Source organism: Bradyrhizobium sp. B097 (assembly GCF_038957035.1).
Classification (GTDB): Bacteria; Pseudomonadota; Alphaproteobacteria; order Rhizobiales; family Xanthobacteraceae; genus Bradyrhizobium.
Genome location: NZ_CP152412.1, coordinates 5,289,617 through 5,312,771, shown reverse-complemented (window position 1 = coordinate 5,312,771; position 23,155 = coordinate 5,289,617). Strand labels below are relative to the sequence as shown.

The 23,155-nt window shown below is 64.7% G+C and carries 21 protein-coding genes; 17 read left to right on the top strand and 4 right to left on the bottom strand.

Annotation, left to right across the window (positions count from 1 at the left end; genetic code table 11):
• Positions 1 to 57: 57 nt before the first annotated feature.
• The 14 genes from AAFG07_RS25135 to AAFG07_RS25070 all read left to right on the top strand — a co-directional run bounded on the left by AAFG07_RS25135 (position 58) and on the right by AAFG07_RS25070 (position 14,379).
• Positions 58 to 1,377, top strand: a complete 1,320-nt coding sequence (locus AAFG07_RS25135; protein ID WP_342722539.1) for an ABC transporter substrate-binding protein — start codon at positions 58 to 60, stop codon at positions 1,375 to 1,377.
• Between the two features lie 109 nt (positions 1,378 to 1,486).
• Positions 1,487 to 2,446: a sugar ABC transporter permease gene (locus tag AAFG07_RS25130; protein ID WP_212315055.1), complete on the top strand. Its 960-nt coding sequence runs from the start codon at positions 1,487 to 1,489 to the stop codon at positions 2,444 to 2,446.
• Positions 2,439 to 3,362 carry a carbohydrate ABC transporter permease gene (locus AAFG07_RS25125; protein ID WP_342722538.1) on the top strand — a complete coding sequence of 308 codons (924 nt, stop codon included), beginning with the start codon at positions 2,439 to 2,441 and terminating at the stop codon, positions 3,360 to 3,362. Before AAFG07_RS25130 ends, AAFG07_RS25125 begins: the two co-directional genes overlap by 8 nt.
• A 52-nt stretch (positions 3,363 to 3,414) precedes the next feature.
• Positions 3,415 to 4,401 carry a D-erythronate dehydrogenase gene (gene denD, locus AAFG07_RS25120; protein WP_342722537.1) on the top strand — a complete coding sequence of 329 codons (987 nt, stop codon included), beginning with the start codon at positions 3,415 to 3,417 and terminating at the stop codon, positions 4,399 to 4,401.
• Between the two features lie 26 nt (positions 4,402 to 4,427).
• Positions 4,428 to 5,384 carry a sugar kinase gene (locus AAFG07_RS25115; protein ID WP_342722536.1) on the top strand — a complete coding sequence of 319 codons (957 nt, stop codon included), beginning with the start codon at positions 4,428 to 4,430 and terminating at the stop codon, positions 5,382 to 5,384.
• Positions 5,381 to 6,031, top strand: a complete 651-nt coding sequence (gene eda / locus AAFG07_RS25110; RefSeq protein WP_342722535.1) for a bifunctional 4-hydroxy-2-oxoglutarate aldolase/2-dehydro-3-deoxy-phosphogluconate aldolase — start codon at positions 5,381 to 5,383, stop codon at positions 6,029 to 6,031. Before AAFG07_RS25115 ends, eda begins: the two co-directional genes overlap by 4 nt.
• Before the next feature lie 137 nt (positions 6,032 to 6,168).
• Positions 6,169 to 7,341, top strand: a complete 1,173-nt coding sequence (locus AAFG07_RS25105; RefSeq protein WP_092113065.1) for an acetyl-CoA acetyltransferase — start codon at positions 6,169 to 6,171, stop codon at positions 7,339 to 7,341.
• Position 7,342: 1 nt separating this feature from the next.
• Complete coding sequence (locus tag AAFG07_RS25100; protein ID WP_342722534.1) at positions 7,343 to 8,875, top strand: AMP-binding protein; 1,533 nt, start codon at positions 7,343 to 7,345, stop codon at positions 8,873 to 8,875.
• A 92-nt stretch (positions 8,876 to 8,967) separates the two neighbouring features.
• Positions 8,968 to 9,168: a hypothetical protein gene (locus AAFG07_RS25095; RefSeq protein WP_024582174.1), complete on the top strand. Its 201-nt coding sequence runs from the start codon at positions 8,968 to 8,970 to the stop codon at positions 9,166 to 9,168.
• Positions 9,169 to 9,421: 253 nt separating this feature from the next.
• Entirely contained in the window at positions 9,422 to 10,621 is a 1,200-nt protein-coding gene (locus tag AAFG07_RS25090) for a CoA transferase (protein WP_342722533.1), read from the top strand.
• An 11-nt stretch (positions 10,622 to 10,632) separates the two neighbouring features.
• Positions 10,633 to 11,799 carry an acyl-CoA dehydrogenase family protein gene (locus tag AAFG07_RS25085; RefSeq protein WP_342722532.1) on the top strand — a complete coding sequence of 389 codons (1,167 nt, stop codon included), beginning with the start codon at positions 10,633 to 10,635 and terminating at the stop codon, positions 11,797 to 11,799.
• Between the two features lie 139 nt (positions 11,800 to 11,938).
• Positions 11,939 to 13,075 carry a thiolase family protein gene (locus AAFG07_RS25080; protein ID WP_342722531.1) on the top strand — a complete coding sequence of 379 codons (1,137 nt, stop codon included), beginning with the start codon at positions 11,939 to 11,941 and terminating at the stop codon, positions 13,073 to 13,075.
• A complete protein-coding gene (locus AAFG07_RS25075; protein ID WP_342722530.1) occupies positions 13,072 to 13,431 on the top strand; it encodes an OB-fold domain-containing protein in 360 nt (119 codons plus the stop codon). The genes AAFG07_RS25080 and AAFG07_RS25075 overlap by 4 nt, the downstream gene beginning before the upstream one ends.
• A 420-nt stretch (positions 13,432 to 13,851) precedes the next feature.
• Entirely contained in the window at positions 13,852 to 14,379 is a 528-nt protein-coding gene (locus AAFG07_RS25070) for a carboxymuconolactone decarboxylase family protein (protein ID WP_342722529.1), read from the top strand.
• Between the two features lie 186 nt (positions 14,380 to 14,565).
• Here AAFG07_RS25070 and glsA read toward each other — a convergent pair whose 3' ends face one another.
• Positions 14,566 to 16,425: a glutaminase A gene (glsA, locus tag AAFG07_RS25065; protein ID WP_342722528.1), complete on the bottom strand. Its 1,860-nt coding sequence runs from the start codon at positions 16,423 to 16,425 to the stop codon at positions 14,566 to 14,568.
• Positions 16,426 to 16,711: 286 nt separating this feature from the next.
• Positions 16,712 to 16,933 carry an acetyl-CoA carboxylase biotin carboxyl carrier protein subunit gene (locus AAFG07_RS25060; RefSeq protein WP_342722527.1) on the bottom strand — a complete coding sequence of 74 codons (222 nt, stop codon included), beginning with the start codon at positions 16,931 to 16,933 and terminating at the stop codon, positions 16,712 to 16,714.
• A gap of 130 nt (positions 16,934 to 17,063) precedes the next feature.
• Here AAFG07_RS25060 and AAFG07_RS25055 point away from each other — a divergent pair, with 130 nt between their 5' ends.
• Positions 17,064 to 18,038 carry an IclR family transcriptional regulator gene (locus tag AAFG07_RS25055; RefSeq protein ID WP_092113093.1) on the top strand — a complete coding sequence of 325 codons (975 nt, stop codon included), beginning with the start codon at positions 17,064 to 17,066 and terminating at the stop codon, positions 18,036 to 18,038.
• A complete protein-coding gene (locus tag AAFG07_RS25050) occupies positions 17,968 to 19,527 on the top strand; it encodes a carboxyl transferase domain-containing protein (RefSeq protein WP_342722526.1) in 1,560 nt (519 codons plus the stop codon). Before AAFG07_RS25055 ends, AAFG07_RS25050 begins: the two co-directional genes overlap by 71 nt.
• Positions 19,528 to 19,654: 127 nt before the next feature.
• On the opposite strand, the gene AAFG07_RS25045 is transcribed toward AAFG07_RS25050, so the two are convergent.
• Complete coding sequence (locus tag AAFG07_RS25045) at positions 19,655 to 20,818, bottom strand: patatin-like phospholipase family protein (protein WP_342722525.1); 1,164 nt, start codon at positions 20,816 to 20,818, stop codon at positions 19,655 to 19,657.
• 221 nt (positions 20,819 to 21,039) lie between these two features.
• On the opposite strand from AAFG07_RS25045, the gene AAFG07_RS25040 reads away from it, so the two are divergent.
• Positions 21,040 to 21,825: an acetoacetate decarboxylase gene (locus AAFG07_RS25040; protein WP_342722524.1), complete on the top strand. Its 786-nt coding sequence runs from the start codon at positions 21,040 to 21,042 to the stop codon at positions 21,823 to 21,825.
• Positions 21,826 to 21,842: 17 nt separating this feature from the next.
• On the opposite strand, the gene AAFG07_RS25035 is transcribed toward AAFG07_RS25040, so the two are convergent.
• Positions 21,843 to 23,147 (bottom strand): MFS transporter, encoded by a 1,305-nt coding sequence (locus AAFG07_RS25035; protein WP_212315036.1) that lies wholly within the window; start codon positions 23,145 to 23,147, stop codon positions 21,843 to 21,845.
• Between the last annotated feature and the right edge of the window lie 8 nt (positions 23,148 to 23,155).

Sequence of the window (23,155 nt, the reverse complement as noted above, 5' to 3'; positions counted from 1 at the left end):
CCGACCAACAGGCCAGATCAAAAACAAGAAAAACACAGTCATTTGGGAGGAAGGACGATGCACGATTTTACTCGCCGCTCTCTACTTCAGGGCGGCACCGCGCTGGCCGCAACCGGGATGCTCACCGGACCGGCGCTGTTTGACTTCGCCAAGGCCTGGGCGCAGAGCGCGCCCTGGAAGGCGGAGCCCGGCGCCAAGCTTACCGTGATGCGCTGGAAGCGCTTCGTGCCCGCGGAAGACGATGCCTTCAATGCCATGGTGGCGGCCTTCAAGGCGGCAACCGGCACCGAGATGAATGTGTTCAGCGAGTCCTTCGAGGACGTGCAGCCGAAAGCCTCGGTCGCCGCCAACACCGGCTCGGGTCTCGACCTTGCCTGGGGCCTGCACACGCTGCCGCAGCTGTTCCCGACCAAGGTCCTCAAGATGAACGACGTTGCCGATTATCTCGGCAAGAAGTACGGCGGCTGGACCGAGGCCGCGGCCAAGACCTGCAAGCAGGGCAATGACTGGCTCGGCATTCCCGTCGCGACCATCGGCGGCTATTTGACCTATCGCAAGTCGGCGGTCGAGAAGGCCGGCTTCAAGCAGGTGCCGTCCGATTTCCCTGCCTACCTCGAACTCTGCAAGGCACTGAAGGCGAACAACACGCCGGCCGGCTTCGCGCTCGGCCATGCCACCGGCGACGCCAATGCCTGGGTGCACAACATCCTCTGGGGCTTCAACGGCTGGACCGTCGACAAGGACGACAAGGTCATCATCAACTCGCCGGAGACGATGAAGGCGCTGGAGTACGCTAAGGCGCTGTCGGATACCTTCATTCCCGGTGTCGCATCCTGGAACGACTCCTCCAACAACAAGGCGTTCCTGTCCGGCGAACTGTACCTGACCTCGAACGGCATCTCGATCTACGTTGCCGCCAAGGACGACCCGAGCAAGAAGGAGCTCGCCGAAGACATCGACCACGCGCTGTGGCCGGTCGGCCCGATCGGCAAGCCGACCGAGCTGCAGCTCGCGGTTCCGATCCTCGCCTTCAACTTCTGCAAATATCCCAATGCGGCGAAGGCGTTCATCGCCTTCATGCTGGAGAAGGAGAATTTCGAGAAGTGGCTGTCGGGCGCGCGGGGGTATCTTACGCACACGCTCAACGCCTACGACACCGCGCCGGTCTGGACCGCCGACCCGAAGAACGCGGTGTTCGGCCAGGCCTCGAAGCGCGCGCTGCCGGCCTCCGGCATCGGCACGCCCGGCGAGAAGGCGGCGACCGCGATCGCCGACTTCATCGTGGTCGACATGTTCGCGAACTACTGCACCGGCGCCAAGGACGGCAAGACCGCGATGGCGGAAGCCGAGCGGCAGCTGAAGCGGATCTATCGCTGATGTGATGGCTGCGGGCGGCGGACGACCGCCGCCCGCACCGTCACTGGAATGCCATCACTGGAATATTGCGTAGTCATGCTCAATCCTTTGAGCAATCGGGACATCGTCTATGGCTGACATCGCCCTTGCGCCGCGACGTGCGAAGACTGAAATCCGCGAAGCGACCGCCTGGGATCAGCTGCGCCACAACAAGAACTGGCTCGGCTTCTGGTTCATGGTGCCGGCGATGGCGTTCCTGATCTTCTTCCTGGCCTATCCGCTGGGCCTCGGGATCTGGCTGTCCTTTACCGACACCCGCATCGGCCGCGTCGGTCATTTCATCGGCACCGAGAACTATGAGTGGCTGTGGGACGATTCCATCTTCTGGCTGTCGGTCTTCAACACGCTGCTCTACACCTCCGTCGCGAGCGCGGTGAAATTCGCGGTCGGGCTCTATCTCGCGCTGCTGCTCAACGAGCGCATGCCGTTCAAGGCGCTGCTGCGTGCCGCGGTGCTGATCCCGTTCATCGTGCCGACCGTGCTGTCGGCGCTGGCATTCTGGTGGATCTTCGATTCGCAGTTCTCGATCATCTCCTGGTCGTTGAAGCATCTCGGCCTGATCACCCAGAACATCAATTTCCTCGGCGACACCACCTGGGCCCGCATCTGTGTGATCTTCGCCAATATCTGGCGCGGCGTGCCGTTCGTCGCGATTACGCTGCTGGCAGGCCTGCAGACCGTGCAGCCCTCGCTCTATGAGGCGGCGACGCTCGACGGCGCCTCGCGCTGGCAGATGTTCCGCTTCATCACCTATCCCTTGCTGACGCCGATCATCGCGGTCGTGATGACGTTCTCGGTGCTGTTCACCTTCACCGATTTCCAGCTGATCTGGGCGATGACCCGCGGCGGCCCGGTCAACGCCACCCATCTGATGGCGACGCTGTCCTACCAGCGGGCGATCATCGCCGGGCAATTGGGCGAGGGGGCGGCGATCTCGAGTGCCATGATCCCGTTCCTGCTCGCCGCGATCATGGTGTCCTGGTTCGGCTTGCAGCGCAGGAAGTGGCAGCAGGGAGAAAGCAATGACTGACCTTCCTGCCCCTAAGGTCGATCTCAAGTCCATCCTGTCGACGCAGGCGCGCGTCGACAACAGCGAGGGCATGAGCTATTTGCAGTCGGTGCCGCGGCGGATCGTGACGCTCTACATTCCGCTGTCGATCATCGTCATCATCCTGCTGTTCCCGTTCTATTGGATGGGGCTGACCGCGATCAAGCCAGACGACCAGCTGCTCGACCTCGACAAGTACAATCCGTTCTGGACCTGGAATCCGACCTTCAAGCACATCCACAAGCTGCTGTTTGAGAGCTACTATCCGCACTGGCTCTGGAATACGATGTACGTGGCGATCGGCGCCACCGTGCTGTCGATCATCGCGAGCGTGCTCGCGGCCTATGCCATCGTGCGGCTGCGCTACAAGGGCGCCAACGTCGTCGGCGGCCTGATCTTCCTGGCCTATCTGGTGCCGCCATCGATCCTGTTCATTCCGCTCGCGACCGTCGTGTTCCAGTACGGCCTGTTCGACTCGCCGATGGCGCTGATCCTGACCTATCCGACGATCCTGATCCCGTTCTCGACCTGGCTTCTGATGGGCTATTTCAAGACTATCCCGTTCGAGCTCGAGGAGTGTGCGTTGATCGACGGCGCCAGCCGCTGGCAGATCCTGATCAAGATCGTGCTGCCGCTGGCGATTCCCGGCCTGATCTCGGCCTTCATCTTCTGCTTCACGCTGTGCTGGAACGAGTTCATCTACGCGCTGACGTTCCTGCAATCGACCCCGAACAAGACCGTGCCGGTCGCCATCGTCAACGAATTCGTTGACGGTGACATCTATCGCTGGGGTTCCCTGATGGCAGGGGCGCTATGCGGCTCGCTGCCGCTGGTTATTCTTTACGCCTTCTTCGTTGAGCATTATGTCTCGGCGATGACGGGTGCCGTGAAGGAATAAGCGCGCAAGGCCCGCATCTGAATTCGAAGAAGAGAAGAAAAGGAGCAGGGTCGTGCACATTCTGATTCTGGGCGCCGCCGGCATGGTCGGCCGCAAGCTGACCGAGCGTCTGTTGCGCGAGGGCCGCCTCGGCAAGCAGGACATCAGCAGGATGACCCTGCAGGACGTGGTCGCGCCGGCCAAGCCTGCCAACGCCGCGATCCCGGTCAATGTCGTCGCGTCCGATTTCGCCGATGCCGGCGCCGCCGCGCCCCTGATCGCCGAGCGCCCGGACGTGATCTTCCACCTTGCCGCAATCGTCTCGGGCGAGGCGGAGGCCGAGTTCGACAAGGGCTACCGGATCAATCTCGACGGCACCCGCTATCTGATCGACGCGATCCGCGCCGTTGGCGGCGGCTACAAGCCGCGGCTGGTGTTCACCTCCTCGATCGCGGTGTTCGGCGCGCCGTTCCCCGAGAAGATCGGTGACGAGTTCTTCCATACGCCGCTGACGAGCTACGGCACGCAGAAGTCGATCTGCGAGCTCCTGATCAACGACTACACCCGCAAGGGCCTGCTCGACGGGATCTCGATCCGCCTGCCGACGATCTGCGTGCGTCCGGGCAAGCCGAACAAGGCGGCGTCCGGCTTCTTCTCCAACATCATCCGCGAGCCGCTGGCGGGCGAGGAGGCGGTCCTGCCGGTGTCCGAGGACGTGCGGCACTGGCACGCCTCGCCGAAATCGGCGGTCGGCTTCCTGGTCCATGCCGGCACCATGGATCTCAATGCGATCGGGCCGCGGCGCAATCTCAGCATGCCTGGGATGTCCGTCAGCGTCGGTGAGCAGATCGCGTCGCTGGAACGGGTCGCCGGCAAGAACGTCACCGTGCGCATCAAGCGGGTGCCCGATCCGACCATCATCGGCATCGTCTCGGGCTGGCCGCGTGATTTCGTCACCGACCGCGCGCTGAAGCTCGGCTTCACCACGGCCGAGAAGACGTTTGACGACATCATCCGCATCCACATCGAGGACGAGTTGGGCGGCAAGTTCGCCGCCTAGCTCCGCTCAGGCACGCGGGTCTTGGCATGACCAGGGTCGCCAGCATCGGCGAATGCATGATCGAGTTGCGCCAGGCTCCGGGCGGCCAGCCCGGAGGCCTGTATTCGCGCTCCTATGGCGGTGATACGCTCAACACCGCGGTCTACCTGTCCCGGCTCGGCGTCCACATCGATTACATCACGGCGCTCGGCGACGATGCGCTGAGCGATGAGATGATCGCGGGCTGGGCGAGCGAAGGCATCGGCACCAAGCATGTCGCACGATTGGCAGGCAAGCTGCCCGGGCTCTATCTGATCCAGACCGACGACAAAGGCGAGCGGCGCTTCTTCCACTGGCGCGACAGCGCCCCCGCCCGCGAGCTGATGGATCTGCCCGAGACGGAAGATCTCCTTAACTCGCTCGCGACGTACGACCTCGTCTACCTCTCGGCGATTACGCTCTCGATCCTGCGCGAGGATGGACGGGAGCGCCTGATGGCGGCGCTGAAACGCGCGCGGCTGCTTGGCACACGCTTCGCGTTCGATACCAATTTCCGCGCCCGCGGTTGGCCGGATCTGACGATCGCGCGAAAAGTCTTCAGCAGCGGGTTCGAGGCGGCCGATATCGTGCTTGCCTCCACGGAAGATCTGGCGCCGCTCTATCCCGGCGAGAGCAACACGGCGCTGCTCGCCGGCATCTCGAGCCCCGAGGTCGTGCTGAAGCTTGGCGAGCCCGCTTGCATCGTGCGTTCGGCCGGGGGAACGCGCGAGGTGCGGGCGGAGCCGCTGCCGAAGCCGGTGGTCGATACCACGGCGGCCGGCGACAGTTTTGCCGCGGCCTATCTCGCCGCGCGGCTCGGCGGCGCCGAGCCCGAAGAGGCGGCGCGCGCCGGCCATCGTCTGGCCGGCGTCGTGGTGTGCTATCCCGGTGCGATCATTCCCCGCTACGCCATGCCGCCGAAGAAGGCGCCTCGTCCCCCACCATCCCGCAAGGCCTCGCTATGACAACGACATCAAAGCAGGACCGGATCGCCGAGCTGATCCGCCAGGCCACCGTGATCCCGGTGCTGACCATCGAGCGGCTTGCCGATGCGGTCCCGCTCGCCAAGGCGCTGGTCGCGGGCGGCGTGCGGACCCTCGAGGTGACGCTGCGTACGGCGGTCGCGGTCGATGCGGCCAAAGCTATCATCGCCGAGGTGCCCGATGCGGTGGTCGGGATCGGCACGATCCTCAATGCCGACGATCTGGCGCGCGCCGAGGCGCTCGGCGCCAAATTCGGCATCAGCCCGGGCGCGACGCCAGAGCTGTTGAAGGCGGTCGCCGCCAGCGGGCTGCCTTTCGCGCCGGGGATCGCGACCGCCTCCGAGCTGATGCAGGCACTGGCGCACGGCTTCGACGTCGTCAAATTCTTCCCCGCCGAGCAGGCCGGCGGTATCAAGGCACTGCGGGCCTTGGCCGGTCCATTCCCCAACGTCAGGGTCTGCCCGACCGGCGGTATCGGTGAGGCGAATGCGGCGACTTGGCTCGCCGAGCCCAATGTGCTGGCGGTCGGTGGTTCCTGGCTGTGCCCGGCGGCCGATATCCGCGCCGGCAACTGGGCGGGCATAACCGCCGTGTGCGCGAAGGCGATGAAAACGCTGAAAGCCGGCTAGAACTCCGTTCCGATAGGAACGGGGTTCTAGATTCTGGCTTTGACGCGTCTTCTTTACGCGAACCGGTATCCACTTCGCTCGAAAACGCTCTCGAGATACGCTACATAACTCCCGAACAGGCACAGGGAGATACGGCCATGACAGCAGCCAGCATTGTGGGTTGGGCGCACACGCCATTCGGAAAGTTTGACGCGGAGACCGTCGAAGGCCTCGTCGTCAAGGTCGCCAACGAGGCGCTCGCCGATGCCGGCATTGCCGCGTCCGATGTCGACGAGATCATGCTCGGCCATTTCAACGCCGGCTTCTCGCCGCAGGATTTTACGGCGTCACTGGTGCTGCAGGCCAATCCGGCGCTGCGCTTCAAGCCGACCACCCGCGTCGAGAACGCCTGCGCCACCGGATCGGCCGCGGTGCACCAGGGCATTCGCGCCATCGAGGCGGGCGCTGCGAAGATCGTGCTGGTCGTCGGCGTCGAGCAGATGACGAAGACGCCGGGTCCGGAGATCGGCAAGAACCTCCTGAAGGCGTCCTATCTGCCTGAGGACGGCGACACGGTCGGCGGCTTCGCCGGCGTGTTCGGCAAGATCGCGCAGGCCTATTTCCAGAAATACGGCGACCAGTCGGATGCGCTGGCGATGATCGCCGCCAAGAACCACAAGAACGGCGTCGCCAACCCCTATGCGCAGATGCGCAAGGATTTCGGCTTCGAGTTCTGCCGCGCCGAGAGCGACAAGAACCCGTTCGTCGCCGGCCCCTTGAAGCGCACCGATTGCTCGCTGGTGTCGGACGGCGCCGCCGCGCTGGTGCTGACCGATGCCGAGACCGCCAAGACCATGGGCAAGGCCGTGAACATCCGCGCCACCGCCCATGCGCAGGACTTCCTGCCGATGTCGAAGCGCGACATCCTGCAGTTCGAAGGCTGCACCATCGCCTGGCAGCGCGCGCTGCAGAAGGCCGGCCTGCAGCTCTCCGATCTCTCCTTTGTCGAGACCCATGACTGCTTCACGGTCGCCGAGCTGATCGAATATGAAGCGATGGGCCTGACGCCGAAGGGGCAGGGCGCGCGCGCGATCATGGAAGGCTGGACCCAGAAGGACGGCAAGCTGCCGGTCAATCCGTCCGGCGGCCTCAAGGCCAAGGGCCATCCGATCGGCGCCACCGGCGTCTCCATGCACGTGATGAGCGCGATGCAGCTCACAGGGCAGGCGCCCGAGGGCATGCAGCTCAAGAACCCGCAGATCGGCGGCATCTTCAACATGGGCGGCGCCGCGGTCGCCAACTACGTCTCGATCCTCGAGCCGGCGAAGTAGCTTGAACATTGCCGAATGGCTGGCGGCGACGGCACGGGCGCGTCCCGACGCGCCGGCGCTGCTGACCGGGTTCGACCTCGACGCTGATTATGCAACCTTTGCCCGCCGCGCCGCCTCGATCGGGGCGGCGCTGGCGCGCGATCACGGCATTGCCACCGGCGACCGCATCGCGCTGTTTGCATCGAACTGCACGCAATATCTCGAATGCCTCTATGGCATCTGGTGGATCGGCGCCGCGGCGATCCCGATCAACGCCAAACTGCACGGCCGCGAGGCGGCATGGATCTGCGGCAATGGCGGCGCCAAACTGGCTTTCGTGTCCGACGACACGATCGGTGCGCTGCTTGAGGCGAAGGACGATTGCCCCGCCGGCATGACCATGCTGTCGGTCGATAGCGACGCGTACAGGACGATGCGAAGCGGCGAGGGGCCAGCTGCGCCATTGCCGCGCGAAAGCAACGACCTCGCCTGGCTGTTCTACACCTCTGGCACGACAGGTCGTCCCAAGGGCGTGATGCTCAGCCACGGCAATCTGGTTGCGATGTCGCTGTGCTATCTCGCCGACGTCGATCCGGCGACGCCGAACGATGCCTCGCTCTATGCGGCGCCGATCTCGCATGGCGCGGGGCTCTACAATTTCCCCCATGTCCGGATGGGCGGCCGCCACGTCGTTCCCGAGTCCGGCGGCTTCGATCCGGACGAGGTGCTCAACCTCGGCCGCCAGCTCGACAACGTCGTGATGTTCGCGGCGCCCACCATGGTGCGCCGTCTGGTCGATGCCGCCAAGAAGCGCGGCGAGAACGGCGAGGGACTGCGCACCATCATCTATGGCGGCGGGCCGATGTACACGGCCGACATCACCGATGCGATCGCGACCATGGGCCAGCGCTTCGTGCAGATCTACGGCCAGGGCGAGTCGCCGATGACGATCACGGCGCTGTCGCGTGACTGGCACCGCGCGAGCGATCATCCGCGCTATCTCGAACGGCTGGCTTCGGTCGGCACCGCCCAGAGCGTCGTCACCGTGCGCATCACCGGCAGGGACGGCAAGCTGCTGCCCGCGGGCGAGACAGGCGAGATCGAGGTCAAGGGCTTAACCGTGATGCTCGGCAACTGGAACAATCCGAAGGCCAATGCCGAGACGCTGAAGGACGGCTGGCTGCGCACCGGCGATGTCGGCCGTCTCGATGCCGACGGCTTCCTGACGCTGTCGGACCGTTCCAAGGACGTGATCATCTCCGGCGGCACCAACATCTATCCGCGCGAGGTCGAGGAAGCGCTGCTGACGCATCCTGATGTCCGCGAGGTCTCGGCGATTGGTGTGCCGGATCCGGAATGGGGCGAGATCGTCGTCGCCTGCGTCGTGCTCGAGGACGGCGCCGCCGCCGACGACGGCAGGCTCGACGCGCATTGCCTTGCCTCGATCGCCCGCTTCAAGCGGCCGAAGCGCTATGTCTATCTCGATGCCCTGCCGAAGAACAATTATGGCAAGGTGCTGAAGACCGCGCTGCGGGAGATGATGGCCAAAGGATAAGCCAAGGGATAGGCCAAAGAGATCGGCTAGGGGATAGGCCGCGACCTCCCGCCGCGCTAAGCTGCTTGCGCCTGTCACCGGGAGAACGGACCATGGGAATCGAGACGTCTCTGTCGCTGTCGGAAGTGAACGATCGCATCGCAATCCTCCGGGACAATATCAGGCAGCTGATCGAGCAGGCCGCGGGTGCCGCGGGCGCCGAAGTCGAGGAGCGCATCGCCGAGCGGCTCGAGCAGCAGAACGCGGAACTGGAAAAGCTCCTGAAGGCGCGCGAGGCGATGACCGGGCAATAGCCGGCATCCGGCCGGCGGTGGACGTGCTGCGTTCCGCCGCGCGGAAACGATCCGGCCGCCCCCGCGCATACGCCCATACGCCCGGCGCAGCTTGATCTCGGCGAACAGCTCCCGTTAGTAGGCATGATCCGGAAAAGTGCGAAGCGGCTTTCCGGAAAAGCTCATGCTCAAAAGACGCCAAAGCGCGATGACGCTCGCCTGATCTCATCACGCTTTAGCTGCGTAACCAGAACATCCGGGAGCGAACAGGACGATGGGACCACTGCAGGGTATCAAGGTCGTCGACATGACGACCGTGCTGATGGGACCCTATGCCACCCAGATGCTCGGCGACTACGGCGCCGACGTCATCAAGGTGGAATCACCCGACGGCGACGTGACGCGGCAGATCGGTCCGACACGGCATCCCGGCATGGGACCGGTGTTCCTCAACACCAACCGCAGCAAGCGCTCGGTCTGCCTCGACCTCAAAAAGCCGGCGGGGCGCGAGGCCGTGCTGCGGTTGATCGCGCAGGCCGACGTGCTGGTCTACAATGTGCGGCCGCAGGCGATGGCGCGGCTGCAACTCGGCTACGACGTGGTTTCCAAGGTCAATCCGCGGCTGATCTATGCCGGCGTGTTCGGCTTCGGCCAGGAGGGCCCGTATGCCGCCAAGCCCGCCTATGACGACCTGATCCAGGGCGCCACCGCGCTGCCGGCGCTGATGGCGCAGACCTCGGACGGCGTGCCGCGCTACGTGCCGAATGCGCTGGTCGATCGCATCGTCGGGCTCACCGCGGTCGGCGCGATCTGCGCGAGCCTCGTGCACCGCGACCGGACCGGGCAGGGCCAGCGCGTCGACATTCCGATGTTCGAGACCATGGCCGGCTTCGTCATGGGCGACCATATGGGCGGATTGACTTACGATCCACCGCTCGACAAGGGCGGCTATGCGCGGCATCTGTCGCCGGACCGGCGGCCCTACAAGACGCTGGACGGCTATATCTGCGTGATCGTCTACAACGACAAGCAGTGGGAGAATTTCTTCAAGGCGACCGGTCGCGACGATCTGCGCGGCGATCCGAAATTCGCGACCTTCGCCGGCCGCGCCACCAACATCGATGTCGTCTACGCCGAACTTGCACGCATTCTGCTGACCAAGACCACCGCCGAGTGGAACGAGATCCTCGAGAAGGCCGACGTGCCCGTGATGCCGATGCACGATCTCGAGAGCCTGCTGGAGGACCCGCATATGGTCGCGACTGGCGTCTTCCCCGTGGTCGATCACCCGACCGAGGGCCGTATCCGCAGCATGACGCCGTCGGCGCGCTGGTCGGAGACCAAGGTCGAGCCAAGCCGGCTGGCGCCCAGGCTCGGCGAGCACAGCGCGGAGATTTTGCGCGAGGCGGGTTTCTCGACCGATGAGATCGCGGCGATGGTGCGCGACGGCGCGGCCAAAGTGGTGAAGGCATAGGAGCACGACAGATGGATTTCGCACTCTCCGCCAACCAGGAATCGATCCGCGACGCCGTCGCCAAGATCTGCACCCGCTTTGACGAGGCCTACTGGCTGAAGAAGGACAAGGAGGGCGGCTATCCCGCCGACTTCCATCGCGCGCTGGCAGATGCCGGCTGGCTCGGCATCTGCATTCCCGAGGAATATGGCGGCTCCGGGCTCGGCATCACCGATGCCGCGATCATGATGCGCACGATCTCCGAATCCGGCGCCGGCATGTCCGGCGCGTCCGCGGTGCACATGAACGTGTTCGGGCTCAATCCGGTGGTGGTGTTCGGCACCGAGGAGCAGTGCCAGCGCATGCTGCCGCCGATCATCGACGGCCGCGACAAGTCCTGCTTTGCGGTGACCGAGCCCAACACCGGCCTCAACACCACCCAGCTCAAGACCCGCGCCGTGCGCCAGGGCGACAAGTACATCGTCAACGGCCAGAAGGTGTGGATCTCGACCGCGCAGGTCGCCAACAAGATCCTGCTGCTCGCGCGCACCACGCCGCTGGAGGAGGTGCGCAGCCCGACCCACGGCCTCAGCCTGTTCTACACCGACTTCGACCGCAAGCGCGTCACCGTGCACGAGATCGAGAAGATGGGCCGCAAGCCGGTCGACTCCAACGAGCTGTTCTTCGAGAATTTCGAGATCCCGGTCGAGGACCGCATCGGCGAAGAGGGGCGCGGCTTCGAATACATCCTGCACGGCATGAACCCCGAGCGCATCCTGATCGCAGCCGAAGCGGTCGGCCTCGGCCAGATCGCGCTGAAGCGGGCGTCGGAATACGCCAAGGGCCGCATCGTGTTCAACCGCCCGATCGGCATGAACCAGGGGATCCAGCATCCGCTGGCGAAGTGCTGGATGGAGCTGGAGGCCGCTTGGCTGATGGTGCTGCGCGCCGGCTGGCAATACGACCAGAACCTGCCCTGCGGCCCGGCCGCGAACGCGGCAAAATATCTCGCGGCGGAAGCCGGCTTCCACGCCTGCGAGCAGGCGGTGATGACCCATGGCGGCTTCGGCTATGCCAAGGAGTATCACGTCGAGCGCTATTTCAGGGAATCGCTGATCCCGCGCATCGCGCCGATCAGCCCGCAGCTCATCCTCAGCTTCATCGGCGAGAAGGTGCTCGGCCTTCCGAAGTCGTATTGATGGTCAGCGACAAATATTTCCATTCGTCATTCCGGGATGCGCCGCGAGGCGCAGGCCCGGAATCCATAACCACGATCGTGAGTATGGATTCCGGGCTCGCGCTACGCGCGCCCCGGAATGACGACGAGGAGGTCAAGGGATGAGCTTCGTCACCGGCGTCGGCCTCACATCCTACGGCAAGCATGAGGGCCTGTCCTCGCTCGACCTGATGAGCAAGGCGGCCGAGCTTGCGATCTCCGATGCCGGGCTGAAGCGCTCCGACATCGACGGCATTCTCTGCGGTTATTCCACGGTCTCGCCCCATATCATGCTGGCCACTGTGTTCGCCGAGCATTTTGGTATTCGTCCGTCCTATGCCCACGCCGTGCAGGTCGGCGGCGCCACGGGCCTCGCGATGACCATGCTGGCGCATCAACTCGTCGACGCCGGTGTCGCAAAACACGTGCTGGTGGTCGGCGGCGAGAACCGGCTGACCGGGCAGAGCCGCGACGCTTCGATCCAGGCGCTGGCCCAGGTCGGCCACCCCGATTACGAGGTGACGCTGGGGCCGACGATCCCGGCCTATTACGGCCTGGTCGCGACGCGCTACATGCATGAATACGGCCTCACGCAGGAAGACCTCGCCGAGTTCGCGGTGCTGATGCGCAAGCACGCGCTGATGCATCCCGGCGCGCAATTCCACGAGCCGATCACGGTTGCCGATGTGATGGCCTCGAAGCCGGTGGCGATGCCGCTCAAACTGCTCGACTGCTGCCCCGTCTCCGACGGCGGTGCGGCGTGTGTCATCAGCCGCGAGCCGACCGGCGAGCGGCGGGTTCGCATCCGCGGCTGCGCCCAGGCGCACACCCATCAGCACGTCACGGCCGCGCCGGCGCTGAGTGAGCTCGGCGCGGAGATCTCAATCGCGAAGGCGAAGGAAGTGTCGGGTGTCGCGATATCAGACGTGCGTTACGCCGCGGTCTACGACAGCTTCACGATCACGCTGGCGATGCTGCTGGAGGATCTCGGCCTCGCCAAGCGCGGCGAGGCGGCCGCGCGGGTGCGCGCCGGCTATTTCAATCAGGATGGCGAGATGCCGCTCAACACCCATGGCGGGCTGCTCAGCTATGGCCATTGCGGCGTCGGCGGCGCGATGGCGCATCTGGTCGAAACCCATCTGCAGATGACCGGCCGCGCCGACAATCGCCAGGTGCGCGACGCCTCGGTCGCGTTGCTGCATGGCGACGGCGGCGTGCTGTCCTCGCATGTCAGCATGTTCCTGGAGCGCGTGCGATGAGCGAACCGATCGCTGACTGGACCAGGGGCGCGGAAGCCATCGTCTACCAGACCTGCAACGCCTGCGGCGCGCGGCAATATTTCCGCCGCAGCTTCTGCGCCGCTTGCGGCTCGCCCGATCTTGCCGAGCATCGCGCGAGCGGGGCAGGGACCGTGTATGCGACGTCACTGGTCTGCCGCGCCGCAACACCGGAGACGAGGGCGCATGTGCCCTACAACATCCTGCTCGTGGATACCGACGAGGGCTTTCGCATGATGGCCCACGGCGACAACGACCTCGCCATCGGCGACAAGGTTTTGGCGCGCTTCACGCAATTTGCGGGACGGCTGGTTCCGTATTTCGCAAAGGCAAAATGAGGGGCTGAACGAACCGGTCAGAACGCAAGACCAGGCTGAATTGGTTCGCTCTTGCCCCTCATAGTTTACGGATACTATCGCCAATAAAAGACAAAGCTGGCGATGACGAGCATCGCCGTCACCGCCAGCATTTGCGCAAGCGCTTCCGAGGCCGCCCTCTTGGTGGCTTCCTTCATGCGTTTCCCCTAGACTTGGGCGTGACTCATCGTGGCGCAAACTGCGCGAACGACGGCCAGATTTTGTACTCGGAACACCCCGCGTCGAGTATTCGCTTTTGATGAGTCCCCACTCAGCGAATATCGACTATGTCAGGGTTGTATGGGAATGCGGCGGCAATTTGACTCGCGCGTGTTGCTCCTGCGACGGGCGGCGGATACTGTTTCGGAACCCGACAGAAACGACAGAGATCAAGGTTAGGAAATGGCCCGTATCGACTACTCCGATCCCGCGAAGGCAAGCCCGCGCACCCGCGAGATCCTCGACAAGAACCGCAACGCCAACATCTTTCGCATGATGGCGCATTCGCCGAGCTACTTTGAACAGTACTGCCGGCTCGGCGGTGCGATCCGCCACAAGGGCGAACTCGATCCGATCGTGCGCGAGCTTGCGATCACGCGCACCGGAATTCTCTGCGAGGCGCCTTACGAAATCGTCGCGCACAAGCGCATCGGCAAGAATGTCGGTGTCACCGACGAGCAGAACGCCGCGCTGGAAAACTGGCAGTCGGCGAGCTGCTTCAACGAGGTGCAGCGCGCAGCGCTGACCTTCACCGACGAGATCGTCAAGCTGAAGAAGCCGACGGATGCGACCTTCAAGGCGATCGCGGCGCTGCTGACGCCGGCCGCGCTGATCGAACTGCAGCTCTCGGTCGGCTTCTACATCATGACGTCGAAATTTCTCGAGACGTTCGAGATCGACATGCAGCCGGTGACGGAAGTGGTGAGCTGAACGGTTCGCGCCGCGGAGTTCTTCGCCTCGCCCCGCTTGCGGGGAGAGGCCGGAGCGCATGAAGCGAAGCGGAATGCGGTCCGGGTGAGGGGGAGCCTCCGCGAGTTCGACTCGAAGTCATTTTGCTGAAGCAGCCCCTCACCCCAGCCCTCTCCCCGTAAGAACGGGGAGAGGGGGAAGCAAGATCTATCCTGACGTCAGCAGGTCGACCTTCGCATTCGCCACGATCAGCCGCTCGGCGAGGATCTGCGCGAGGTTGCGCATGATCCGCTCGCCGGCGCGCGGGTGCTGCTCGCGGAAGCGCTCGAAATCCTTGATCGCGACCTCGTAGGCAGTCGCCGACATGTCGGCGAGCACGTCGGCCGAGCGCTTCGTCTCGAGCAGCGCCATCTCGCCGAACGCCATGCCGGCGGTCAGGGTCGCAAGCCGGATGCCGTCGGGCAGGGTGACATGGACCACGCCGCTGCGCAGGAAGAACAGCGAGGTCGCCTCACGGTCCGCGGCGATGATCTTTTCATTCGGCTGGTAGGTCCTGACCGTGCAGAGCGAGGCGACGTCTGCGATCTCAGCTTCGCCCAATCCGGCGAGCAGCGGCTGCTCGGCAAGCTCCGTGGTCTCGAGGAAGTCGATCGAGCCGCCATAGCGGTAGACGATCTGGTCCTCGGCCCATTCGATCGCGGTGTCGAGCAGATAGAAATCTCTGATATTGCCGAGCCGGTTGGTCCACTCGCTGATCGTGGTCCATTCACGCGAGGTCCGCTTGATGCCGGAGAGAATCACGGTGACGCCAAGCTCGGCCAGCTCGTGGAAGGCTTCCGCCACCAGCCGGGCACCGGCGCGGGTCGTTGCGGTGACGCGGCGGAGGTCGAAGATCACGAACTCCGGCCGCGGGCTGCCGGCGAGGCGGCGCGAGACATAGTCGACATTGGAGAGCGACAGCGTGCCGACCAGCTCGATCACCCGCACCTCCTGGAAATGTCTTGCCAGGATCTCCTGCTCCTGCGGTCGCCGCACCCGGCGCGACGGGTTCTTGCCGATGTTGTAGTCGGCGATGATGCTGTGGCGGGCGTCGTCGCTGCGGTTCAGCATGTGCAGGTCGTAATGCGCCGACAGCGCCTCGCAGACCTTGATGCCGCGCACGCTGTTGCCGTGCTTGTCGAGCTTTGGCGAGTAGCTGCCGAGCCCGAGCCGCGCCGGCAGCGCCGCCAGGATGCCGCCGCCGACGCCGCTTTTGGCGGGGATGCCGACGCGGTAAATCCATTCGCCGGCGTAGTCGTACATGCCCGACGAGGTCATCACCGACAGCGTGCGCGCGATCGCATAGGGTGTCACCACCTGCTCGCCGGTTAGCGGATTGATGCCGCGGTTGGCCAGTGTCGCCGCCATCACGGCGGTATCGCGCGCGGTGACGAGGATGGCGCATTGCCGGAAATAGACGTCGAGCACTGCGGGCACATTTTCGGTGATCACGCTGTTGGTGCGCAGCAGATAGCCGATCGCACGGTTGCGATCGCCGGTGGCGCTCTCGGAGGCGTAGACCGCCTCGTCGACATCGAGCTCGCGGCCGGCGAAGCGGCCGAGCGCCTGGCGGATGTAGTCGAATGCGCCGTCGCCCTTGTCGGCATGGAGCAGGCCGGAGCAGGCGATTGCGCCGGCATTCACCATCGCATTGAACGGGTGGTTATCGGCATTGAGCCGGATCGAATTGAAGGGGTCGCCGGACGGCTCGACGCCGATCACGCTCTCCACCCGTTCGGCGCCGAGCGTGTCGAGCGCCAGCGCGAACACGAACGGTTTTGACATCGACTGGATGGTGAAGGGCACCCTGGTGTCGCCGACCTCATAGACGTGGCCGTCGAGCGTCGCGAGGCTGATGCCAAAATGGGCAGGGTCGGCCTTGCCGAGCTCGGGGATGTAGTCGGCCACCGCGCCGCCGGCCTCCGGCAGGAAGTTTGCGTAACAAGCGTGCAGAAACCGCAGCAGCGGCGGCTTCGAGCTGGACCAGGCCGTGGTGGTGGCGGTGACGGGAGGAGGCGATCGTTTCATCGCCTCCTGTTGTGCAACGCAATCAGGGCGCGCGCAACTGAGCGCGCACCGACGTCAGGTGTGAGGCGACCGGTCCGGATAGGACGCCATTCGACGGCTGCGGTCTCCGAACCGATGATCACAAAGCGAGCGATTGCTCGGTATTTGTTCCGTCATACGAAACTTTTCGCTCGGAAATGTTTCGCAAGCAAGACAGCGTCCGACGCAGCGCTGCTCCAAAGGAGTGGCCGTCGGAGGACGAGGCACGTGGGAATTTGGTCCGCGCGCGCGGCCGGACGGTCCGCGGTCAGGTCTCGATGATCGCAACGGCCTGGCCTTCGGCGATGACGTCGTCAATCCTGACCAGAATCGACTTGATTTTGCCTGCCGTCGTCGACGTGACCGGTATTTCCATCTTCATCGCTTCGACGAACGCGATCTCGTCGCCATCGCCGATATTGCTGCCGGCCTCAACAGGAAGCGCGCAAACGCGCCCGGCAACTTCGGTCACAACCTTGATCTCTGGCATTCCACTCTCCGATACCGTCTTGCGGAAATTTCATCCGGCGAACGGCTTTTTGTTGTGGCGGCAGATTGCCTGAGGTAGCTTCTTCTGCAAGTGGAATTTTATTCCGCAGGACGGAACGGAGCCAAAACAAATGGGACGGCGCTCGGAACGGCTTAGCCGGCAGGGAATGCTCGCCAGCGAGACTGGCGATGGCGATGTCATCCAGGTGGTGTCGCGCGCGTTTGATGTGTTGCGGTGCTTCGAAGGGCACGAAGCGCGACTCGGCAATCTCGAAATCTCGAACCGCTGCGGCCTGCCGCGTTCGACGGTGTCGCGCTTGACGCATACGCTGACGCGGATGGGACAGCTCGTCTATCTGCCGCGCGATCAGAAATATCGCATCGGCCCAAGCGCGGTCGCGATGAGCACCTCGATGATGAAGGGGTTGCAGCTGCGCAACCTGATCCGGCTGCGCTTGCAGGATGTCGCGGACCAGTTGCCCGGCACTGTGGGCTTCGTGATCCCCGACCGCTTTCATCTGGTCTATCTGGAGTTCGCCCGCGCGGCGAACGCGCTCGGCCTGCATGAGGCCACCGGTAGCCGCATCTCGATGGCGACCACCGCAGCCGGCCATGCCTACACTGCGGCGCTCGATCCCGCGATCGGTGATGCGCTAATCGCCGAGATGGAAGGCGAGTTGCCGGACAGCGCCAAGATGTTGACGCCGCGCATCGCGGCCAACCGCCGTCATTTGCAGGAGCACGGTTACGTCGTCGCCTGCGGCCTGTGGAGCCCGCACATCAACGGCGTCGCGGTGCCGCTGTGGTCACCGCAATACCAGACCTATGTGGTCACCACGATCGGCCTGCTCTCGGCGATGTATGACGAGCAGCGGCTGCATCGCGAGGTCGCGCCGCTGATGGTCGACCTCGCCGCCGCGGTCGGCAGCCTGCTCGAAGGCGCCGACGGCGACATCTTCAGCAATCGGATCGAACGCAAGTCGCTTCCGGTGGCCACGCATAACAACAACAAAATCATCAAGACGGAGGCAATGAATGAACTGGAAGCCGGAACTCGACGACCTCGCCCGGCGCGAAGCGTTCGCGCGGGAGATGGGAGGCGTTGACAAGGTCAAGCGGCAACGCGACCAGGGCCGGCTCACGGTTCGAGAGCGTATCGACAAGCTCGTCGACCAGAACAGCTTCCACGAGGTCGGTGCCATCTCCGGCATCGCCGAATACGACGAGAGCAACGAACTCAAGCATCTGACCCCGGCGAACTGCGTGTTCGGCCGCGCCAGGGTCGACGGCCGCACCGTGGTGGTGGTCGGCGACGATTTCACGGTGCGCGGCGGCTCGGCCGATGCATCGATTTCCGCCAAGCCGCTGATGGCGGAGGAGATGGCGCACGACTTCCACCTGCCCATCGTGCGGATCATCGAAGGTTCGGGCGGCGGCGGCTCGGTGAAGACGATCGAGACTCGGGGCGCGGCCAATCTGCCTGGCGGTGTCGGCGGCACGCGCTCGTACTGGTACACGCTCGCCAATCTGTCGTGCGTGCCGGTGGTCGGTCTCGGCCTCGGCTCGGTCGCTGGCCTTGGCGCCGCGCGGCTGGCGGCCACGCATTACTCGGTCATGACCAGGAACTCCGCGATGTTCGTCGCCGGCCCGCCGGTGGTGAAGCGCCTGGGGCAGGATCTGACCAAGCAGGAGCTCGGCGGCGCCGACATTCAGACCCGCGCCGGCGCGATCGATCAGGCGGTCGAGACCGAAGAGGAGGCGTTCGACTATGCGCGGCGCTTCCTGTCTTATCTGCCGGCTTCGGTCTACGATTTGCCGCCGACCATTCCCTGCACCGACGATCCGGAACGTGCCGAGGAATCGCTGCTGAAGGCCGTGCCGCGCAACCGCAAGCAGGTCTACAAGATGCGGCCGATCATCGATGCGGTCGTCGACAAGGGGTCGTTCTTCGAGGTCGCCAGCAATTTCGGCCGGCCTGTGATCACCGGACTGGCGCGGATCGAGGGTAGGGCGGTGCTCCTGCTCGCCAGCGATCCCTTCCACTATGGCGGTTCGTGGACCGCGGACGCCTGCCAGAAGGTGATCCGCTGGGTCGACTTCGCCGAGACCTTCCATCTGCCGGTGGTCTATCTGATGGATTGCCCCGGCTTCATGATCGGGCTCGAGGCGGAGAAGTCGGCGACCATCCGCCACGGCGTGCGGGCGATGGCGGCGGTCAACCAGAGCACGGTGCCGTGGTGCACCATCATCATCCGCAACGCCTTCGGCGTCGCCGGCGTGGTGCATCAGCCGGCCAACCGCTTCTCGATGCGCTATGCCTGGCCATCGGCCTATTGGGGCTCGCTGCCGCTCGAGGGCGGCATCGAGGCTGCCTATCGCGCGGAGATCGACGCCGCTGCCGATCCCACGGCCAAGCTGCGCGAGATCGAGGACCGCCTCAACAAGCTGCGCTCGCCGTTCCGCTCGGCCGAGAAGTTCTGGGTCGAGGAGGTGATCGACCCGCGCAAGACGCGCTCGCTGCTCTGCGAGTTCGCGCGTCTGGCCGAGCCGATCCGCAAGGCCGGCCCGCCGAGCAACATGTCGACGCGGCCGTAGCACACCGCCGCGAACTCAACGCGTCATGCGCGGGCTTGACCCGCGCATCCATCGTCCGCAATCGCGGACGAGTGACTCTGTCAAAGCGGATGGATTGCCGGGTCAAGCCCGGCAATGACGACCCTATCTACTCCGCTTCCCGATGCACGTCGTGGATCACGATGCCCATGCCGTTCTCGGGCATCTTGATCCATTCGCGCCGCTTCAGCGAGCGCTTGGTGTCCTCGTGTCCGCTCGCCCAGTGCTCGCGCATCGAGGTGCCGGAGAATTCGTGGTCCTTGGCGTCACCCTCATAGGCCTTCTGCTGATAGATCAGCTGCAGCAGCGTGATCCCGGGCAGCCGCGCATTCGCCTTCTTGAGCTGGCGCTCCTCGTCCGACAGCTGGTCGTCGGGGATTTTTCCCAGCGCGTTGTGCAGGGCGGTACGCAGATTGTAGGTCTTGCGGTAGACGTCGGTGTTGTAGCGGGTGCGCGACGAGTACATGATGTCCTTGTGGCGGGCCATCACGTCCTGGATGTCGCGCGGCAGCGCGCCGCGCGCCGAGAACAGGTCGACCTGGAACACCAGCGAGTTGGCGTTGTCCTCCTGGTCGAGCAAATGCTGCAGCGGCGTATTGGAGACGATGCCGCCGTCCCAGAAATGATCGGTGCCGACCTTCACCATCGGCAGCGCCGGCGGCAGTGCGCCGCTCGCCATGATGTGCTCGGGGATGATCTCGTCATGGGCATTGTCGAAATAGATGAAGTTGCCGGAAAGCACGTTCACCGCGCCGACTGCAAAGCGCATCTTCTTAGAATTGATGCGGTCGAAATCGACCAGCTCGAGCAGCGAGTCACGTAAGGGCGTGGTGTCGTAATAGCTCGTGGCGGTGCGCGCGCCGGCGGGGCTGAGCCACGGATTGCTCTGATGCGGAGTGAAGAAGCCGGGCTGTCCGAGCGTCGTCGTCAGCCATGAGCTCGTGAAATTGCGCGCCTTACGGAAGATGTCGCCGTCCGGCGTGTAGTGCCAGATCTTGCGAGAGGTGATGCGATCCCAAAATGTGTGCAGCCGCTCCAGCCGCTTTTCGGGGGGATTGCCGGCGATGATCGCCGAGTTGATCGCGCCGATCGAGACGCCGCAGACCCAGTCAGGCTCAATATTGGATTCGTGCAGCGCCTGATAGACGCCGGCCTGATAGGCGCCGAGCGCGCCGCCGCCCTGCAGAACCAGCGCCACGCGATCGCATCCTTCGGGACGCCAGCCGGGCGTCGCGTGCTCGATATCGTCGACATGAGGGGACCGCGCGTCCATATCAGACACTCCAAAAAATTGCGGCGAGAATTCAGGCTGCCGATGACGCCGTGATGACAAGCGTCGCGCCGACGTGCGGCGCATCGAGCATGCCCGCCTGCATGGTTAGCATTGGCCTCCACCGCAGGACGCGGGTCATGCCCGTGACGGAAATCCCTCATATCGCTGTCAATCTCGGCCACTAGCCTCCGCGCAATATTTCCGAACAGGGGGTTATCGCGATGCGCAGGGAAGATCTGCTCAAGCTTCCGTCCATGCCGGCTGCCGGTCCGAGCTATCCCGCCGGACCCTACCGCTTCATCGATCGCGATTTCCTCGTCATCACCTATGAGACCGATCCGGAATTGATCCGCGCCGGCCTGCCTGAGCCGCTGGAGCCGATCGAGCAGGCGATCGTGCATTACGAATGGATCAAGATGCCCGACAGCTCCGGCTTCGGCAGCTACACCGAGTCCGGCCTCGTGATCCCCGCGCGGCTGCATGGCGAAGAGGTCAACTTCGTCTGTCAGATGTATCTCGACGATGATCCGCCGATCGCGGCCGGCCGCGAGATCTGGGGCTTTCCGAAGAAGTACGCCCATCCCAAGCTCGAGGTCGTCAAGGACACGCTGACCGGCACGCTGGAATATGCCGGCCAGCTCGTCGCGATGGGCACGATGGGCTACAAGCACGAGAGCATGGCGGGCAACGGGGACATCACCCGCGCCACGCTATCGAAGACGCAAGTTAATCTGAAGATGATCCCCGGCGTCGACGGTCATCTCGAGATCTGCCAGCTCGTTGCGATCAACCTGACCGACATCGTCGTCAAGGGATCGTGGATCGGACCCGGCCGGCTGCATCTCGTGCCGCACGTCAATGCACCGGTCGCGGACTTCCCGGTCAAGCGCGTCGTCGGCGCGCATCACTACATCGCCGATTTGACGCTGCCGTTCGGCCGCGTCGTGCACGACTACAACAAGGACGTCGCAGACGCGGCGGCACCGACCGGTCTCGCCGCGGAGTAGCACGCAGCGAGGCCGGATCAGGCCGCGACCGGTTTCGCCTCCGGCGCGACCTTGGGCTGCGGCCGCGAGATCGCCAGCACACTCAGCGCGGCGATCACGCAAAGCGCGCCGGCGATGAAGAATGCCGGCAGATAGCTCGCATAGAGCGTGCGCGACAGCCCGGCGCCGAACGCGGCGGCGCCGGCGCCGAGTTGATGGCCGGCGAAGATCCAGCCGAACACCAGATTGGCGCGCTCGGCGCCGAAGCGCTGCGCGGTCAGGCGCACCGTCGGCGGCACGGTCGCGATCCAGTCGAGCCCGTAGAACATCGCAAACAGCGACAGGCCGTAGAACGTGAAGTCGGAGTACGGCAGATACAGCAGCGACAGCCCGCGCAGGCCGTAATACCAGAACAGCAGCCGGCGATTGTCAAAGCGGTCCGACAGCCAGCCCGAGATGATCGTGCCGAAGAAATCGAAGATGCCCATCGCGGCGAGCAGGCTCGCGGCCTGCACCTGCGGGATGCCGTAGTCGAGACACATCGGGATCAGGTGGACCTGGACGAGGCCGTTGGTCGAGGCGCCACAGACGAAGAAGGTCGCAAACAGGATCCAGAACACCGACGACTTGGAGGAGTCGCGCAACGTGCCGAGCGCGGCCGCCATGATCGGCGCATTGGCCGGCGGCGGCGCGGGGAGGGGTGCGGTGCCTTCGTCGCCGAACGGGCGCAGGCCGACGTCGCTCGGCCGGTCGCGCATCACCATCAGCACGGCAAAGGCGGCGACGCCGAGCATGACGCAGACAAGGCCAAGCGCGACACGCCAGCCGTAGCGATCCGTGATGGTCGCGAGCAGCGGCAGGAAGGCGAGCTGTCCGGTCGCGACGCTCGCAGTGAGCATGCCAATCACGAGGCCGCGTCGCGCCACGAACCAGCGCGTCGCGATCGTGGCGCCGAGCACCAGCGCGGTCATGCCGGTGCCGATCCCGATCACGACGCCCCACAACAGGATGAGCTGCCAGACCTGCGTCATGGCGAGCGAGGCCAACAGTCCCGACACCACGATCAATTGCGCCGCCAGCGTCACGTTGCGCAGGCCGTAACGGTTCATCAGCGCGGCGGCGAACGGCGCCATCAGCCCGAACAGGATGAAGCGGATCGACAGCGCTGAGGAGATCTCGGCGGTGGACCAGCCGAACTCCTTCTGCAGCGGCACGATGAAGACGCCGGGGGCGCCGACGGTGCCGGCCGAGATCAGCGCGGCCAGGAAGGTCACGGCAACCATCACCCAGCCGTAATGGATGTTGCGGCGGGCGAGGGTGGAAGCAAGCCAGTTCGAGATCATTGGGCCCC

Excerpts from the sequence above, each read along its gene's own strand:
- AAFG07_RS25135 (WP_342722539.1), top strand. The coding sequence starts at position 58 with ATGCACGATTTTACTCGCCGCTCTCTACTTCAGGGCGGCACCGCGCTG.
- AAFG07_RS25130 (WP_212315055.1), top strand. The coding sequence starts at position 1,487 with ATGGCTGACATCGCCCTTGCGCCGCGACGTGCGAAGACTGAAATCCGC.
- AAFG07_RS25125 (WP_342722538.1), top strand. The coding sequence starts at position 2,439 with ATGACTGACCTTCCTGCCCCTAAGGTCGATCTCAAGTCCATCCTGTCG.
- AAFG07_RS25115 (WP_342722536.1), top strand. The coding sequence starts at position 4,428 with ATGACCAGGGTCGCCAGCATCGGCGAATGCATGATCGAGTTGCGCCAG.
- eda (WP_342722535.1), top strand. The coding sequence starts at position 5,381 with ATGACAACGACATCAAAGCAGGACCGGATCGCCGAGCTGATCCGCCAG.
- AAFG07_RS25105 (WP_092113065.1), top strand. The coding sequence starts at position 6,169 with ATGACAGCAGCCAGCATTGTGGGTTGGGCGCACACGCCATTCGGAAAG.
- AAFG07_RS25095 (WP_024582174.1), top strand. The coding sequence starts at position 8,968 with ATGGGAATCGAGACGTCTCTGTCGCTGTCGGAAGTGAACGATCGCATC.
- AAFG07_RS25090 (WP_342722533.1), top strand. The coding sequence starts at position 9,422 with ATGGGACCACTGCAGGGTATCAAGGTCGTCGACATGACGACCGTGCTG.
- AAFG07_RS25085 (WP_342722532.1), top strand. The coding sequence starts at position 10,633 with ATGGATTTCGCACTCTCCGCCAACCAGGAATCGATCCGCGACGCCGTC.
- AAFG07_RS25080 (WP_342722531.1), top strand. The coding sequence starts at position 11,939 with ATGAGCTTCGTCACCGGCGTCGGCCTCACATCCTACGGCAAGCATGAG.
- AAFG07_RS25075 (WP_342722530.1), top strand. The coding sequence starts at position 13,072 with ATGAGCGAACCGATCGCTGACTGGACCAGGGGCGCGGAAGCCATCGTC.
- AAFG07_RS25070 (WP_342722529.1), top strand. The coding sequence starts at position 13,852 with ATGGCCCGTATCGACTACTCCGATCCCGCGAAGGCAAGCCCGCGCACC.
- glsA (WP_342722528.1), bottom strand. The coding sequence starts at position 16,425 with ATGAAACGATCGCCTCCTCCCGTCACCGCCACCACCACGGCCTGGTCC.
- AAFG07_RS25060 (WP_342722527.1), bottom strand. The coding sequence starts at position 16,933 with ATGCCAGAGATCAAGGTTGTGACCGAAGTTGCCGGGCGCGTTTGCGCG.
- AAFG07_RS25055 (WP_092113093.1), top strand. The coding sequence starts at position 17,064 with ATGGGACGGCGCTCGGAACGGCTTAGCCGGCAGGGAATGCTCGCCAGC.
- AAFG07_RS25050 (WP_342722526.1), top strand. The coding sequence starts at position 17,968 with ATGAACTGGAAGCCGGAACTCGACGACCTCGCCCGGCGCGAAGCGTTC.
- AAFG07_RS25045 (WP_342722525.1), bottom strand. The coding sequence starts at position 20,818 with ATGGACGCGCGGTCCCCTCATGTCGACGATATCGAGCACGCGACGCCC.
- AAFG07_RS25040 (WP_342722524.1), top strand. The coding sequence starts at position 21,040 with ATGCGCAGGGAAGATCTGCTCAAGCTTCCGTCCATGCCGGCTGCCGGT.
- AAFG07_RS25035 (WP_212315036.1), bottom strand. The coding sequence starts at position 23,147 with ATGATCTCGAACTGGCTTGCTTCCACCCTCGCCCGCCGCAACATCCAT.